The organism is Variovorax gracilis (assembly GCF_030317115.1).
Classification (GTDB): domain Bacteria; phylum Pseudomonadota; class Gammaproteobacteria; order Burkholderiales; family Burkholderiaceae_C; genus Variovorax; species Variovorax gracilis.
In genome coordinates this window covers 679,621-694,730 of the sequence record NZ_JASZYF010000001.1, presented here as the reverse complement: position 1 = coordinate 694,730, position 15,110 = coordinate 679,621, and the positions used below count along the sequence as shown (strand labels likewise).

Genomic DNA, 15,110 nt, shown 5'->3' with positions numbered 1-15,110 from the left:
AGGTGCTCCGCTTCAGCGGCCCGTGGCCGGGGTGACGGACGTCGGGTTGACGTGGGCCGTCAGGTTGCGCTGCAGGATGTTCGAGAACTCCTCGATGAAGGTCTCGAGCGCAATGGCGATCTTGTCGATCTCGCGGGCAAAGCGGTTGTAGGCGACGACGGCCGGAATGGCTGCGAAGAGGCCGATCGCTGTAGCGACCAGCGCTTCCGCGATGCCGGGCGCCACGGTCGACAACGTGACCTGTGCCAGCGCCGCCAGGCCGGTGAAGGCATGCATGATCCCCCAGACCGTGCCGAAGAGCCCGACGTAGGGCGAGACAGAGCCAACGGTGGCGAGGAACGAGAGATTCTGTTCGACCGCGTCGAGCTCGCGCTGGAAGCTCGCACGCATCGCGCGGCGTGCGCCGTCGAGCAGCGTGCCGGTGTCCGACACATGGCGCTCGCGCAGCTTCTGGTACTCGCGCATGCCGGAGGCGAAGATGCGTTCCATCGGGCCCGCGAACTTGGCATTCTGCGCCGCGGAGGAAAACAGCTCGTTCAGGCTGGTGCCTGACCAGAAATCACGCTCGAAGTCCTCGTTGAGCGAGCGCGTGCGCTTGAGGGAAAAATACTTGCGGAAAATTGCTGCCCAGCTCGCAACGGACACGATGATGAGCAGCAGCACCACGAGTTGAACCGGGAGGCTGGCGTGCAGCAGCAGGGAAATGATCGACAGGTCTTGATTCATGGCTTGAGAGGTTGAGACATGGAGCCGGCGTAGCGCTCGAGGGTTCCCGAAACTTGGCCAGGAATGCGCGCAGGCCGCAGTGTGTCGGCGTTGACCCAGCCGATGCGGATCGTGCCTTCGCACAACAGGCTGCCTTCGGGGGCAGCAACACCTTTATCGGTTATTTGCTCTGATTTTGATAGCACGCGCTGCGCGATTATCAATGACGCGGAGCCGATCTGGCGCAGCTCGGCTGTAACGAGCAGTTCGTCGTCGAGCCGGGCGGGGCGGTGGTACTTGAGCTGCGTCTCGCTGACCACGAAGATGCCGCCCGTCTCTTCGCGCAGCTTGCCTTGCGCAATCCCCAGCGAGCGCAGCCACTCGGTCCGGGCGCGCTCCATGAACTTGAGATAGTTGGCGTAGAACACGATGCCTCCGGCATCGGTGTCTTCCCAGTAGACGCGTATGGGCAGCGCAAAACTCATGCGGGAACTGCTGCTTCTGCCCAGGCACGCAGCCGTGCGACCGATTCTTCGAGGTGCGCCATCGAACTCGCCGTCGAGAAGCGGATGAAGCGCCCGGTCTCGGCCGAGCCGAAGTCGCGACCCGGCGTGACGGCGACGTGCGCCTGTTTCATCGCCTCGAAGGCGAAATCCCAGCTGCCGGCGATGCCGAGCTTTTCCGCGAAGGAACTGCAGTCGGCCCAGGCGTAGAAAGCGCCGTCGGGCATCACCGGGACCCGGAGGCCGAGCGCGTCGAGCTGCGGAATGAACCAGTCGCGACGCGCCTTGAACTCGGCGCGGCGGCGTTCGTACTCGGTGATGCTGTCGGCTTCGAAGCAGGCGAGTGCGGCGTATTGCGACACCGTGCTCGCGCAGATGAACAGGTTCTGCGCCAGCCGCTCGACCGCCGGCACCAGCGCGTCGGGCACCACCAGCCAGCCCAGGCGCCAGCCGGTCATGTTGAAGTACTTGCTGAAGCTGTTGATGCTGATGACCTGGTCGTCGATGGCGAGAGCGGTCTGGCCGAAGGCATCGTCGTAGGACAGGCCGAGGTAGATCTCGTCGATCATCGTGATGCCGCCGCGCCGTGACACGACCTCGTGGATGCGCCGCAGTTCACCGGGTGCGATCGAAGTGCCGGTCGGGTTGGACGGCGAGGCCAGGAGCACGCCGCGCGTGCGGTCGGTCCATGCGGCTTCGACCTTGGCGGCGCTGAGCTGGAAACGCTCGGCGGCCGTGGTCGGGACCAGCACGGCGCGGCCGTCGGCTGCGGTCACGAAATGGCGATTGCACGGATAGCTGGGGTCTGGCAGCAGCATCTCGTCGCCCGCCTCGATCAGCGCCAGGCAGGCGAGCTGCAATGCGGCCGAAGCGCCGGCCGTGATGACGATGCGGCGTGCCGGCACGTCGACGCCGAAGCGCTGGGCATACCAGCCGCTGATGCGTTCGCGCAGGTGGTCCAGGCCCGTGGCCTGCGTGTATTGCGTCGCGCCCGAGCGCACGGCGCGTGCCGCGGCTTCCTGGACCAGCGGTGGCGCGGTGAAGTCGGGTTCGCCGATGTTGAGGAAGATCATCGGCCGATCGGTGTGCGCGACCTCGCGTGCGAGCTTCGAAGCCGCCTTGGCGACCTCCATGACATAGAACGGCTCGATGCGTTCCGCGCGCTGCGAAATCCTCATGGTTTCGCCTTCCCGCTGGCGCGATCCGCTTCAACCTCCGCCGTCCGCAACTGAGGAGCGAGACCGTTGAGCACGGCATTCACATACTTGTGGCCATCGGTGCCGCCAAATTCCTTGGCAAGCTCGATGCACTCGTTGAGCACCACGCGCCAGGGCACGTCGAGGCAGTTCTGGAATTCGTAGACGCCGATCCACATCACCGCGTGTTCGATCGGGGATATCTCCTCGAGCTTGCGGTCGAGCAGGGGGACGATCAAGGCGTCGAGCTGGTCCGCCGCCTCGATCGAGCCGTGCAGCAGCGCGTCGTAGTGCGCCGCATCGGCCTTGTGGAACCCGGCGAGATCGCGTGTGAACTGGTCGATCGACTCGGCGTCGTTGCGGCCCACGAGATGCTGGTAGAGCGCCTGCACGGCAAACTCGCGCGCACGGCTGCGCGTCGACTTGGCGGATGCCTTGCGCACGCCCGTGCTGGTGAGTCCGCTGCGGGACTGGCGCGGCTTCCCGTTGGGTGCTTTGGTGTTTTCGGTCATGAAAGGGTGGCGAGCAGTTGCGCCATCTCGACCGCGACACGTGCTGCATCGCGGCCCTTGTCGGTCTGTCGCGCGATGGCCTGTTCGAGGTTTTCGGTGGTAAGGATCGCGTTGGCGATCGGAATGCGGTAGTCCAGTGCCAAGCGGCTCACGCTCGCGCCCGATTCGTTGGCCACGAGTTCGAAGTGATAGGTCTCGCCGCGGATGATGCAGCCCAGCGCGACCAGTGCGTGATAGCGATTGCGTTCGGCCAGCGCCTGCAGCGCGACCGGCACCTCGAGCGCGCCGGGAACGCTCAAGTGGTCGATGTCGGACTCGGCCACGCCCAGCGCTGCGAGTTCGGTGAGGCAGGCCTTGGCGAGCGCGTCCGTGATGTCTTCATTGAACCGCGCCTGGACGATGCCGATGCGCAGGCCCTTGCCGTTGAGCGCGACGTCGCTGCCCTTGTTTGCGTGTTGCATCAGTTCCCGTCTTTCGTGATGTAGCCGGCGATTTCCAGGCCGTAGCCTGCCGCCATGCTGGGCATGCGGCGCGGCGTGCCCAGCAGATTCATCTTGTGTACGCCGCATTCGCGCAGGATCTGCGCGCCGATGCCGTAGCTGCGCAGGTCCATGCGGCCGCGTTCCGGGGCCTGGGCCGGGCGCGCGGTGCCATCGAACTGCGACAGCAGCTCGGCGCCCGTTTCGCCGCAGTTCAGCAGTACGGCGACGCCTTTGCCCTCGGCCGCGAGGTGGGCCAGGCTGGCATCGAGGCTCCAGGAGTGCAGGGAGCGGTTGAGTTCCAGCGCGTCCAGCACCGACAGCGGCTCGTGCACGCGCACGTCCACCGTGTCGCCCGCATTCCATTTGCCGCGCACCAGGGCCAGGTGCACGCCGTTGCTGGGCTTGTCCTTGAAGGCATGTGCCGTGAACGGGCCCCACGCGGTCTGGATCTCGCGGCAGCCGACTTTCTCGATCAGCGATTCGGTGCGGCTGCGGTGCTCGATCAATGCGGCGATGGTGCCGATCTTGATGCCGTGCTCGGCAGCGAAGACCTGCAGGTCGGGAAGGCGCGCCATCGTCCCGTCTTCGTTCATGACCTCGCAGATCACGGCGGAAGGCGAGCAGCCGGCCATGGCCGCCAGGTCGCAGCCGGCTTCGGTATGGCCGGCGCGCATGAGCACGCCGCCGTCGACCGCCTGCAAGGGGAAGATATGGCCGGGCTGGACCAGGTCGGCTGCGACCGCGTTGGGCGCCACCGCTGCCTGGACGGTGCGCGAGCGGTCCGCGGCGGAGATGCCGGTCGTCACGCCCTCGGCCGCCTCGATCGATACAGTGAACGCGGTCGAATGCTTGGCGCCGTTGCGGGCCACCATCGGCGGCAGTTGCAGCCGCTCGCACATCTCGCGCGACAGCGTGAGGCAGATCAGGCCGCGGGCGTGGCGCGCCATGAAGTTGATGGCTTCGGGCGTGACGTGGTCGGCGGCAAGGACGATGTCGCCTTCGTTCTCGCGGTCCTCCTCGTCTACCAGGATGACCATGCGGCCGGCGCGCAATTCGGCCACGATCTCTTCGACCGGGGAAATCGGCGCCGGCGCACGGCCGTTGCGCGAGGCGCCGATCGGCGTGACGGATGCGTTCATGGGGAACTGTCTTTCTGTGGCAATGGAATCGCGCCGGCCTGGAGCATGCGCTCCACGTAGCGCGCAACGGTGTCGATCTCGAGGTTCACCCGGCTGCCTTGCTTCAGGCTGCCGAGCGCGGTGTTCTCGACGGTGTGGGGAATCAGGTTGATGCTGACTTCGCTGCCCTGCGGGCCGTCGGTCACGCTGTTGACCGTCAGGCTCACGCCGTTGACGGTGATCGAGCCCTTGTAGGCCAGGAAGCGCGCGAGCGCGGGCGGCGCGAGCACGCGCAGCTCCCAGCTTTCGCCGACAGGTTCGAACCGGCTCACGGTGCCGATTCCATCGACGTGGCCAGACACGATGTGCCCGCCCAACCGGTCGCTGGCGCGCAGGGCCTTCTCGAGATTGACGCGCGTCGCTTCCTCCGACAGCCCGGCCGTCTTGTCGAGCGATTCGGCCGAGATGTCGATGGTGAAGCGCTGCTGCGCGGGATCCAGCGTGGTGACGGTCATGCACGCGCCATTGAGGGCGATGCTGTCACCGAGACCCACGTCGTCGAGATAGCCGTCAGGCACTGCGATGCTGAGCCGCTTGCCGTGGGATGAAGAGCTTCCGAGGTCGTGGACGGCGGCGATGCGCCCCACGCCGGTGATGATTCCGGTGAACATCCCCGCATTTTCGCAGAGATGGGACGATGCCTCCGGGCGAACCCTAAAAGAAGCGGTCGCGCCCGGAGACCCGCGCGACGATCCGCAGGTCGGGTCCGACGGGATCGCAAGACTGGAATTCGAGCGCCAGGGCCGCGCTCAGTTCGGTGAGCGTGCCGCCCGCGTGGGGCTGGCTCGCGATGCCGAGGCCGTCGCCGATGACCTTTGGCGCCAGATACAGGAGAAGTTCGTCGACCAGGCCCTCGCGCATCAGCGACCCATTGAGCTTGTGGCCGGCCTCGACGTGGAGATCGTTCACTTCGCGCACGGCAAGGTCCCGCAACAGCGCGGACAGGTCGACCTTGCGGTCGGGGTTGGGCAGGCAGGTCACCGTGGCGCCGCGTGCCTCCAGCGCAGTTGCCTTTGTTTCGTCGCGCACGGCGGCATAGATCCAGACTTTTCGGTCGATCTCGAACAGTCGCGCGTCAGGCGGCGTTTGGAGGTGGCTGTCGACGATGACCAGCGGCGGCTGACGCAGTGTCTCGACCAGCCGCACATCGAGGCGCGGGTTGTCCTCGATGACCGTGCCGACGCCGGTCAGGATCGCGCCGGCGCGCGCGCGCCAGGCGTGTCCGTCGGTGCGCGCAGCCTCGGACGTGATCCATTGGCTGGTACCGTTCTCCAGAGCAGTCTTGCCGTCCAGCGACGCTGCTGCTTTGAGGCGTACCCAGGGCGACTTGCGGATCATGCGGCTGAAGAAGCCGATGTTGAGTTGGCGGGCTTCTTCGGAGCCAGGCCCGATATCCACTTCGACGCCTGCCGCGCGCAGGCGCTCGAATCCCCGGCCGGCGACCAGCGGATTGGGGTCCGCGATCGACGCCACGACTTTCCGGATGCCGGCCGCGACCAGCGCGTCGCAACAGGGGCCGGTCCGGCCGTGGTGAGAGCAGGGCTCCAGGGTGACGAAGGCTGTCGCGCCCGTCACTGACGCTCCGCGGGCCGCTGCGTCGCGCAAGGCCATGACTTCGGCATGCGGACTGCCTGCGCGTTGCGTCTGGCCGCTGCCGAGGACGCGGCCATCTGCGGCGAGGATCACGCAGCCGACGGCCGGGTTCGGGGGTGCCGTGGAGCCCGCAGCGCGCGCCAGCGACAGAGCGAGGATCATGGCCTCATCGGCAGAGATGGGCGAACTGGGGGACACGGTTGCGGTCGTACTCAGGATCAGGCTTTCAGCGGCTCCAGCACTCCGCCTTGAGATCGTCCGAAGCGCTGGGGGATTCAAGACCCCGAAGACCCGTCTGGTCGAGCGTGAAGCCGCCGCATCGGTCGGCGGCCTGGTCGCCTCGGGGGGTTGCGGTCAAAGTGTAGCCGCTGCCCAGCGCATCGGAGGGGGCGAACTGAATGGTGTAGAGGCCGGAGGGCACCGACGTCAGCATGTCGGGAAAGTCTGCTGAGTCGACCGGGTAGCGTCCGGCCGCGGTCGCGGCACGCTCCAGCCAATGCGCGGCCCTCAGAAGGCCGAGGCGGGCGTCCGCACGCTTTCCGCGTCGGAGGTGCTCATGGTAGCTAGGCAGGGCCAAGGCGGCGAGAACCGCGATGATGGCGACCACGATGATGATTTCCATCAGCGAGAAGCCCGTCTCGCGTTGGCTTGCGGGCGTCACTGCAGTTGGCGCCAACTGGCGCGCTTCGTGATCGTGCCGAGGCGCTTGATCGCCGGTGAGGTCGGCGTGCCGGGTGGGGACACGCTGAATTCCTGGCTGCTGCTTCTGATCCGCGCGCCGGGCCCCACTTCCACGCGGGATGGTTGCTCGGCGGCCAACGCAGGCGCTTGCGCATAGAGTTGCGTTTTCGGCGCTGCGCCGCTGAAGATGTTCAAGGTGTTGCGGTACGTCCGCGCAGCGGAAACCGGCGGGTCGTTCTGCCCGAGAGCCGGGACGCTGCTCCAGACGTCGATCAGGTCACCTTCGAACCAGCCGATTTGCACCACACGTTCACGCGCGACGGGAAGGTCGAGGAACCAACCTCTGGGCGCCTCGTTTCCGGGGAGCGAAGACGGTTGGGACGAGAAGGTCCCCAGGCCATTAAGTGGATCGAGGCTGGCAGTCCGACGTGCCAGTCGGGACCGTCCGTCCGCGACCGGCCCCCGGCCTTCGCCCAGTCGGAGTTGAGTTCCCTTGCGACGGATGATCGGCGTGTCGTCGTGGATGCCGTAGATCGTCTGCGCCGCACCGTCGGCGCGATCGGCCGTCGTCGGGTGGCGGCCGGTGCCGAAGGCGAGCATCAGGCCGCCCTCCGGGTGTGCTTTCCAGACCGGCGCCGACGTGATGGGCTGCGGCTGCGGCGTACCTGTTCCGAGGCGTGCGCTGAAAAGCGGAGCGCCGGAGAAGGCGACCTTCCAGTCGCTTGGCGAAGCCGCGCTCAGGTCGAACTTCCAGAGGTTGCCGCGAAGGTCGCCTGCGTATGCCACGTCGGTCGTGCCGTTGGCGTCGAGGTCGATCAGACGAGCGGCCGACAGGCCGTTGCCTTGTCCTGGCGTTGGGTCGGCCACGACTTTGACCAGTTCCTTGGCCCTGTCGAGGTACTGGATCAACAGCACGGCTTTCCCGCCCGTGCTTTCGTAGCCATTGCCGATGACCAGGGCCCAGCGGCCATCGTTCATTCGCGTGATCTGACGGCTGGTCGGCGGATCGCCGGGTTCCATCACCGGTTCTCCGAGGATGTGGCCGACGTCCTGATCCACGCGTGCCGGGTTGGTGCGATCCAGGACGACCAGGCTGGCCGCATGGGCGGACGCGAACTTGCGCGGATCGGTCACGTCGAGCACGAAATAGCCCTTGCCACCTTTGCCGGGAAAGCCCGCGAGAAACGTTCGCCAGCGGGCGGAGTCGTGGCTGCCGGGCGTGCCAAGGTACAAGTCGCCGCTCAGCGGAGAGCCGTCGACGAAGTACGCGTGGCCGGACGCGGGACTCGTGAGCGCGTCGAGCTTGTCGTGCAAGCCTTCCGGCAGGTAGGCGATCTTCTCTTCGCCGGAGAGGGCGTCGAAGCCGTGGAGCAGCCCGTCGTTCGCGCCGACGTAGAGCATCGGAGCGCGTGATGTCTCGCGGGCGCGGAAGCCGGCGTGGTCCTCCGGTTTGGATGTGCTCGATGGCCTGCCGTCCAAGTACCAGATCTTCGAATTCACGACATCGCCATGCCGAGAGGCGCGCGCGCGGAAGGGCCCCTGAGGGGACGCCGAATCCTCCTTGGTGCGGTCGCCGCGGATGTACGCCATGCGATCCTGGGCCGTGGCCTCAGCCGTTGGGCTCGTGTCCAGAACACCATCGACGGTCTTGAGCGCGATCTGCTGCGCCCCCGACAACTCGGACCATTCCCAGGAGATGCCCGTGCCAGGTGAACCGTCGTTCATCGACTTGGCGGAAAGCACGAGCCGGGTTGCAGGCCATCGACCGTCGTGCGCATCCATGAGCGTGGCTGTGGAATGCGGCCGCTTCGGTGCGGAGTCGGTGGGCTGGCCCCACATGCCGGCGCCGTCCGCGGTAGCTGTCTCTCGGCGGATTCGATACGCGGTCACCATGCCGCTCCGGTCGCCGGGGTTGTACGCCGCGACGTAGAGCGCGGAATCGACGTTGGTCGAAGATGAACTCGCGACCGCCGAGGTCACGAGCGCTGTCGGCTGAGGCGATATCTCCGGTGGGAGCGTGGTCTGCGCGCTGCTTGCGACGGTTGCATGGAGTGCCGCTCCTGCGAGCACGATTTTCAAGTTCATCGCTTCGATCTCCCTTCCCTCAGGATTTATGCTTTTTCCGGACCAGGGTTGTCTGGAGCACCGTTTGCGTCGTTGCCCTCAGCCCGTGCGCGACAGCCGTGATTCGATAGACGAAGGGGGCCGTGCTGTCGGGTGCCAGGTCCTCTGCGAGGCCTCCTTCGGTCGCGACAGTGGTGTCGTAAGGCAGTAGTTCGACCCAGTACCAGGCGTGTTGCCCGGCACCCGAAGCCAGCAGCGGATTTCCCGTGTCGATTGCATCTGCGCCGGTGTGGGCGCCATAGGAGGCCGCTACCTTTTTCATGAGGTCCAGCGCCTTCCTGTCGGTCCAGAATTGCGCCTGTAACTTGTCGGGCACGCAGATGCCGGCCGAACACGACGGACTCATCGGAGCGAGGGCCGCCTGCAGATTCCGAAACTCGCTGGTGTCCGTCGGGAAGAACACCTTGCCTCCCGATGCATCCAGGACGCCTCGCTGGCGACAAGTGGAGGCCTCGCAGCGCGACCCGTCCGGCTGCTCGCCTGTGATGTCGAATTCGGCGTCGCGCAGCATGGCATGGGCTGCTTCGAGCGCGCGCTGATGATCGCTGTCGTGGCCGGTTGCCATCTCGCTGATCAGGGCGGTGCGCGACGATCCCAGCACGAGCAGCGTGCTCAGAAGCACCATCACGAGGACGATGAACAGTGAGATGCCCCGTTGGCGCAATTCAGGACGGTGGGAGTTCATGGGGGCCTCAATGCGTGCGCAAGCTGAAGACGTTGCGAAAGACCAGGTGCACGCGGCCATCCCGGGGCTTGTCCGCGTTGCCACAGGCCTTGTAGAGGTCGTCGAGATCGGCGCCTATCTCGTCTCCCTGCAGATCGAGGCAGACCTCGATGGCAGTGACTGCGCCCCAGAGCTTCCGGCCCTCGACCTCATCGGCGTCCATCGTCTGGATGCCGCCCTCGGTTTCGACCCGGTAGTCGATCTGGAGGTCTGCAACGTTCGCGATCACCGGTTGCTTCTGCGATTCGCCTGCGCACCTCAGCTGCCCTTGAGCGGCCACCTCGAATGTCGCGACGACGCGATCGGCTTCATCCACGCGAGTCCCTGCGCAGTCGTATTGCGCTGAAGGCCCCAGGTCGGAAGTGCCGATCGAGGCTGGCGCGAAGGCGACGGAAACGCTGTCGGGCTGTGTTCCCTTCCCATCGGCGCCGAACACCATGGCGTTGGCGCTGCCCACTCCCACAGGCGACTTGACGAACGCATAAAGCCCGGTGGCGTCGTCGCGCACCGGATCCACCGATCCGGCGTGGCGAATCTGCGTTCCGATCACATGCAGCGCGTAGGAGCCCTGCTGCTGCAACTGGCTCAGGTCGCTCACGTCGCTCGAGGCCGCGCGCGACAGCGCCAGCGCGCCGACGGCCGCAACGACCACCATCAGTCCCACCGTCATGGCTACCAGCAGTTCGACCAGGCTCAGGCCTCGTTGGCGATTTCGCCCCGACGCGCGGAATTCAGGGCTGGGCATAGGCGAAGTGACAGGTCAGGCCGGTCGGGCAGGGCGCTTTGGCGCCCCATGGCCAGGGGGTGAAGGGGCTGTCTTCGGCCCCTTCGTCGGGACTTTGCTTGGTGGTTCGCCAAGCGATCGCGATGGCGAGTTGCCTCGCGGTGGCCGGGGCCTTCAGGTCAGTCGACGCGAAGACTTTCGCCTGGCCGGATGGCAGCGCGTCAGCCACGGACTGCTTCCAGGCCGCGATGTCCCATCGGGCAAGCGTGGACGCGTCGCAGGCCGATGACCGACAGTCCGGCGTTACCGGATGGCCGTTCCAGTCCGTCACGTAGTTCGCGAGCTGGCGGAAACCGTCCGGATTGGCCTTGATGCGTTCGGAGAAATCCTCGATGAGTCTCACGGCCTGCGCGCGGCGGACGGTGGTTCGTGTTTCCGCCAATGTCCGCAGCTGCGCGCCGAGCATGCCGAGCACCGCCACCGCCAGGATGGCGATGGAAACGAGCGATTCCAGCACCGTCACGCCTCGCTGTCGATGGCGTCTGCGCTTCAGCATCGATCGCCGTCCACGTTGCGGAGTCGACCACCGCTCGATATGCACAAGACGCGTGCCGCGGCCTTGTCCTGGTCGCTCGCCAGGCCAAACTCGAAGCGGAATGCGCTCAGGTTCTGGAAGCGACCCCAGCGATTCACGCTCAGGTGGGCCGACTGGTTGGGAAGGATGGCCGTCGCAGTGACGCCTTGGGGCGTCGTCCAGACCTGGATGCGCTCTTCGCCTGGGTCGAAGGCGCCGTCGTTGTCGGCGTCCGCGAACACGAGCCATCCGCAACTCCAGTCCTTGTCACCGCCGGTACTGGAGCACCCTTGCGCGGCGGACCTGCCCAGCGTGACGTTGCCGCCGCGCCGCAGGCCTTCGGACCGTGCGAGGTAGATCGCCGCGCTCAGGTCATCGGCAGCGTGCCGCAGCCGATAACGGCCGATGAGGGTTCCGAAGCTCGGCATCGCCATCGCCATGAGGATCGCGGCGATGGCGATCGCGGCCATCAGTTCGATGGCACTGAAGCCGGCGGGCAGGGGCGAAGGTCGCCAGGGGGAGGGGAGAGAACGGCTTGACATGGCGGCCGGATGCTAGGCACCGGCCCGCCTTCGGCGACATCTCAATCGATCTGTGGTGCCAGCTTCCCGATGAGTGGACGAAACGAGGGCATCAGCGAAGCTTCTGGACGATTGTGTCTTGGCATTAAAGAATGTCAGACGCCTGTTGCGACAGACTATATGTCTCGCAGCAACTGCCTGAACTCGTCCACATCCTCGAAGCTCCGGTAGACCGACGCAAATCGCACGTAGGCGACCTTGTCGAGCCGCTTGAGCTCCCGCATCACCAGTTCGCCGACCTTGGTCGAGTCGATCTCGCGCAAGCCGCTGGACAACAGCTTCTGCTCGATGCGCAAGAGGGCGTTGTCGATCTGCTCGATGCTGACCGGCCGCTTGCGCAGCGCCAGCATCATCGACGCGCGCACCTTGCCCGCGTCGAAGTCAGCCCGGCTGCCATCCTTCTTGACCACGACCGGAAAGTTCACGTCCGGCCGTTCGTAGGTGGTGAAGCGCTTGTCGCAGCCGCCGCATTGCCGCCGGCGCCGCACGAAGTCGCCGTCTTCCGAAATGCGGGTCTCGACGACCTGCGTTTCGAGGTGGCCGCAGAAGGGGCACTTCATGCGGCCGCTCCGCCCGGCGCCAAGCCGTGAGGATGCGCGATGGCGGGCGTGCGTGCCATCGGCTTAGCGGTAGACAGGGAAACGGCTCGTCAGCGCATGCACCTTGGCGCGCACCGCCTCGATGTTGGCTGCGTCGCGCGGGTTCTCGAGCACGTCCGCGATCAGGTTGGCCGTGGCGCGGGCTTCCTCGTCCTTGAAGCCGCGGGTCGTCATGGCCGGAGTGCCGATGCGCACACCGCTGGTCACCATCGGCTTTTCGGGGTCGTTCGGGATCGCGTTCTTGTTGATGGTCATGTGGGCATCGCCCAACACGGCCTCGGCTTCCTTGCCCGTGATGCCCTTGGCGCGCAGGTCGACCAGCATGACGTGGCTTTCGGTACGGCCGCTCACGATGCGCAGGCCGCGCGCGGTCAGCGTCTCGGCCACGATCTGGGCGTTCTTGACCACCTGCTGCTGGTAGGCCCTGAATTCCGGCGAGAGCGCTTCCTTGAAGGCGACCGCCTTGGCGGCAATGACGTGCATCAGAGGACCGCCCTGCAGGCCGGGGAAGATGGCGCTGTTGATCGCCTTCTCGTGCTGCGACTTCATCAGGATGATGCCGCCCCGTGGGCCGCGCAGGCTCTTGTGGGTGGTGGAAGTGACCACGTCGGCATGGGGCACCGGGTTGGGATACACGCCCGCGGCCACGAGACCCGCGTAGTGCGCGATGTCAACCATGAAGATGGCGCCGACGTCCTTGGCAACCTTGGCGAAGCGCTCGAAGTCGATGCGCAGGGAGTAGGCCGAGGCGCCAGCGATGATCAGCTTGGGCATGGATTCATGCGCCTTGCGCTCCATGGCGTCGTAGTCGATCTCTTCCTTGTCGTTCAGGCCGTAGCTCACGACGTTGAACCACTTGCCGCTCATGTTGAGCGGCATGCCGTGGGTCAAGTGGCCGCCTTCGGCCAGGCTCATGCCCATGATGGTGTCGCCGGGCTTCAGGAAAGCCAGCATCACGGCTTCGTTGGCCGAAGCGCCGCAATGGGCCTGCACGTTGGCGGCATCGGCGCCGAAGAGTTGCTTGACGCGATCGATGGCCAGTTGCTCGGCCACGTCGACGTGTTCGCAGCCGCCGTAGTAGCGCTTGCCGGGATAGCCTTCGGCGTACTTGTTGGTCAGTTGCGAGCCTTGCGCAGCCATGACGGCTGGCGACGCGTAGTTTTCGCTCGCGATAAGCTCGATGTGGTGTTCCTGACGCGCGTTCTCGGCCTGAATGGCGGCGAAGATTTCAGGATCGGTCTGTTCGACCAGGATGTTGCGGTGGTACATGGCAGTCCTTCAAGACGATGGTCCTTGTTCTTCAACCAAACAAGGGCTGCCCAGGCGAACGGCTGAACACCTGCTCAAGCGCAGGCAGCACGCTTCCCAGTGGTAGTCCACGTCAGCGCAATGCACCTGAAAAGGGTTGCGCCTATCGCCAGTCGCGTGCTGGCCGAGTGTAGCCGACGGCGATTGCCGCCGTCCTGAAAAGCCTAGGAGTGGGACAGCAGCGCCAGGTGCTGCGAATCCTGCGCGGCTTCGGGAGCCTGCCGTTCCTGCGGCACATCTTGCGCCTCCTGCAGGTCAGACTTCGGCGGCTTGGCGGGAGCCGCGACCGGGCCCGGGTTCGTGCGCGCGGCGGGCGCGGGGGAAGTGACCACGGAAGGCGAATTGACCGAAGGGGAGCGGCCGCCGACCACCTGGCGCAGGCGTTCGTGCTCGGCCAGCACCTTGACTGCGTAGCCGCCGTCATCGCTGAGATTGGCCGCCCCGACGTAGTAGCGAAGCCCGCCTTCAAGCGAGCCGGCTCGGGCGATGCATTCCTGCAGCACCTTGACGCCGACGCGCATGTTGGTCACCGGGTCGAAGGCGGTGAGGGCGCCGCCGGCGGGTTCATACTTTTCGCCATGGACGCGGGTCATGACCTGCATCAGGCCCTGCGCGCCGACCTGGCTCTGGGCGAAGGGGTTGAAGCTGGACTCGACGGCCATGATGGCGAGGATCAACGTCGGATCGAGCTTGGTGCGCTTGCCCAGATCGAAGGCTTCGGCCACCAGCACGCTCAAGGGCTCGACCGCCACGCGGTATTTCTTGCTTAGCCAGTACGCAACCGCAGCCTGTGGCTTCGGCAGCACGTGCGGGCTGGCGGCCGTGGTGCGCTCGATGGCCGTGGGCTCCAGGTCACTGACCTCCGGAGGAGGCTTGCGCGATTGGAGCCAGCCCCACAGTTGCTCTTCTCCGGACTGACGGAGGTCCGGGCGGGCGGCCAGGGCCAGGGCGGCGAACACGATCGCGAGCCCTACCAGGGCAAACCCGTTATGGGTGATTTCAAAAAAGCCGTCTACCACGTCGGACACGAAAGTCCGTAGCCCTCGGGCTGTGGCATCAAACGCCTGTTTCATCGCTCTTCCTTTCTGTGCGGCACCTGATCGCAGCGCCGCGAGGCGAGGCTAGAAGGCAACGGCGCTTGGATTGGTACGAATCAGGTCCGCGCAATGGAGGGAGAGGGCGCGGCAGCCTGATCTAAGCCGGTGGAACTCGGCAGCGGATCTGTGAGCCTGACCGCGTCGGGCGGCTCAGGGTTGCTGGCATTCTAGAAGTGCCCTAATATCCGGTCAAGAATAAGAATTTGGTTTGTTATTCTAATTTTGATGTAATAAATGTTCGAATTAGTTCACGAATCGGCGCGCAAGGGTCCATTGAAAACCTCATTTGCAATCCCTTTGCCACGCGCCTAGGCTGAGGGGGCCTGAGCATTTCAGGTGTTTCACCAAGGTCCAGTGGCCGGAGGAGCAATCCAACGGTTCAGCGGCTGAGGCCCAACGGTGGCAATCTCTTGCTGCCAGCATGACCGGAACGATTGAACTTCCGGTCGAGCGAAAAGATGGCATGGGCGTTGCGTCCGCCATCGAGCCCGGAGACCGGACTTTCCGTCGGGTCTCCGGGCTTTCTTGC

The 15,110-nt window shown here is 65.7% G+C and carries 17 protein-coding genes and 1 riboswitch; all 17 genes read right to left on the bottom strand.

Annotated features, from left to right (window positions below; all coding sequences use genetic code 11):
• Positions 1–12: 12 nt before the first annotated feature.
• Entirely contained in the window at positions 13–726 is a 714-nt protein-coding gene (gene tolQ, locus QTH97_RS03330; protein ID WP_286566614.1) for a protein TolQ, read from the bottom strand.
• Positions 723–1,190, bottom strand: coding sequence for a tol-pal system-associated acyl-CoA thioesterase (gene ybgC, locus QTH97_RS03325; RefSeq protein WP_286566613.1), 468 nt, complete (start codon positions 1,188–1,190; stop codon positions 723–725). The genes tolQ and ybgC overlap by 4 nt, the downstream gene beginning before the upstream one ends.
• A complete protein-coding gene (locus QTH97_RS03320; protein ID WP_286566612.1) occupies positions 1,187–2,386 on the bottom strand; it encodes a pyridoxal phosphate-dependent aminotransferase in 1,200 nt (399 codons plus the stop codon). Before QTH97_RS03320 ends, ybgC begins: the two co-directional genes overlap by 4 nt.
• The gene (gene nusB / locus QTH97_RS03315; RefSeq protein ID WP_286566611.1) at positions 2,383–2,916 is read right to left on the bottom strand and encodes a transcription antitermination factor NusB; all 534 of its coding nucleotides are present in this window, start codon (positions 2,914–2,916) and stop codon (positions 2,383–2,385) included. The genes QTH97_RS03320 and nusB overlap by 4 nt, the downstream gene beginning before the upstream one ends.
• Positions 2,913–3,377: a 6,7-dimethyl-8-ribityllumazine synthase gene (gene ribH / locus QTH97_RS03310; protein WP_286566610.1), complete on the bottom strand. Its 465-nt coding sequence runs from the start codon at positions 3,375–3,377 to the stop codon at positions 2,913–2,915. The genes nusB and ribH overlap by 4 nt, the downstream gene beginning before the upstream one ends.
• Entirely contained in the window at positions 3,377–4,537 is a 1,161-nt protein-coding gene (gene ribBA / locus QTH97_RS03305; RefSeq protein ID WP_286566609.1) for a bifunctional 3,4-dihydroxy-2-butanone-4-phosphate synthase/GTP cyclohydrolase II, read from the bottom strand. The genes ribH and ribBA overlap by 1 nt, the downstream gene beginning before the upstream one ends.
• Positions 4,534–5,187 (bottom strand): riboflavin synthase, encoded by a 654-nt coding sequence (locus QTH97_RS03300; RefSeq protein WP_286566608.1) that lies wholly within the window; start codon positions 5,185–5,187, stop codon positions 4,534–4,536. The genes ribBA and QTH97_RS03300 overlap by 4 nt, the downstream gene beginning before the upstream one ends.
• 43 nt (positions 5,188–5,230) lie before the next feature.
• Positions 5,231–6,331, bottom strand: coding sequence for a bifunctional diaminohydroxyphosphoribosylaminopyrimidine deaminase/5-amino-6-(5-phosphoribosylamino)uracil reductase RibD (gene ribD / locus QTH97_RS03295; protein ID WP_286566607.1), 1,101 nt, complete (start codon positions 6,329–6,331; stop codon positions 5,231–5,233).
• 64 nt (positions 6,332–6,395) lie between these two features.
• Positions 6,396–6,830: a type IV pilin protein gene (locus QTH97_RS03290; RefSeq protein WP_286566606.1), complete on the bottom strand. Its 435-nt coding sequence runs from the start codon at positions 6,828–6,830 to the stop codon at positions 6,396–6,398.
• Positions 6,827–8,935: a pilus assembly protein gene (locus QTH97_RS03285; protein WP_286566604.1), complete on the bottom strand. Its 2,109-nt coding sequence runs from the start codon at positions 8,933–8,935 to the stop codon at positions 6,827–6,829. The genes QTH97_RS03290 and QTH97_RS03285 overlap by 4 nt, the downstream gene beginning before the upstream one ends.
• A 19-nt stretch (positions 8,936–8,954) precedes the next feature.
• Entirely contained in the window at positions 8,955–9,599 is a 645-nt protein-coding gene (locus QTH97_RS03280) for a pilus assembly PilX family protein (protein WP_286567087.1), read from the bottom strand.
• A 67-nt stretch (positions 9,600–9,666) separates the two neighbouring features.
• Positions 9,667–10,443, bottom strand: a complete 777-nt coding sequence (locus tag QTH97_RS03275; RefSeq protein ID WP_286566603.1) for a PilW family protein — start codon at positions 10,441–10,443, stop codon at positions 9,667–9,669.
• Positions 10,430–10,978, bottom strand: a complete 549-nt coding sequence (gene pilV, locus QTH97_RS03270; RefSeq protein ID WP_286566602.1) for a type IV pilus modification protein PilV — start codon at positions 10,976–10,978, stop codon at positions 10,430–10,432. The genes QTH97_RS03275 and pilV overlap by 14 nt, the downstream gene beginning before the upstream one ends.
• On the bottom strand, positions 10,972–11,538 hold the full coding sequence (locus QTH97_RS03265; protein WP_286566601.1) for a GspH/FimT family protein: 567 nt from the start codon (positions 11,536–11,538) through the stop codon (positions 10,972–10,974). The genes pilV and QTH97_RS03265 overlap by 7 nt, the downstream gene beginning before the upstream one ends.
• A 155-nt stretch (positions 11,539–11,693) precedes the next feature.
• On the bottom strand, positions 11,694–12,137 hold the full coding sequence (gene nrdR / locus QTH97_RS03260; protein ID WP_286566600.1) for a transcriptional regulator NrdR: 444 nt from the start codon (positions 12,135–12,137) through the stop codon (positions 11,694–11,696).
• Positions 12,138–12,200: 63 nt separating this feature from the next.
• A complete protein-coding gene (glyA, locus tag QTH97_RS03255; RefSeq protein WP_286566598.1) occupies positions 12,201–13,445 on the bottom strand; it encodes a serine hydroxymethyltransferase in 1,245 nt (414 codons plus the stop codon).
• Positions 13,446–13,486: 41 nt separating this feature from the next.
• Positions 13,487–13,611, bottom strand: a riboswitch (ZMP/ZTP riboswitch).
• Positions 13,612–13,648: 37 nt separating this feature from the next.
• Positions 13,649–14,557 carry a transglycosylase SLT domain-containing protein gene (locus QTH97_RS03250; RefSeq protein ID WP_286566597.1) on the bottom strand — a complete coding sequence of 303 codons (909 nt, stop codon included), beginning with the start codon at positions 14,555–14,557 and terminating at the stop codon, positions 13,649–13,651.
• Between the last annotated feature and the right edge of the window lie 553 nt (positions 14,558–15,110).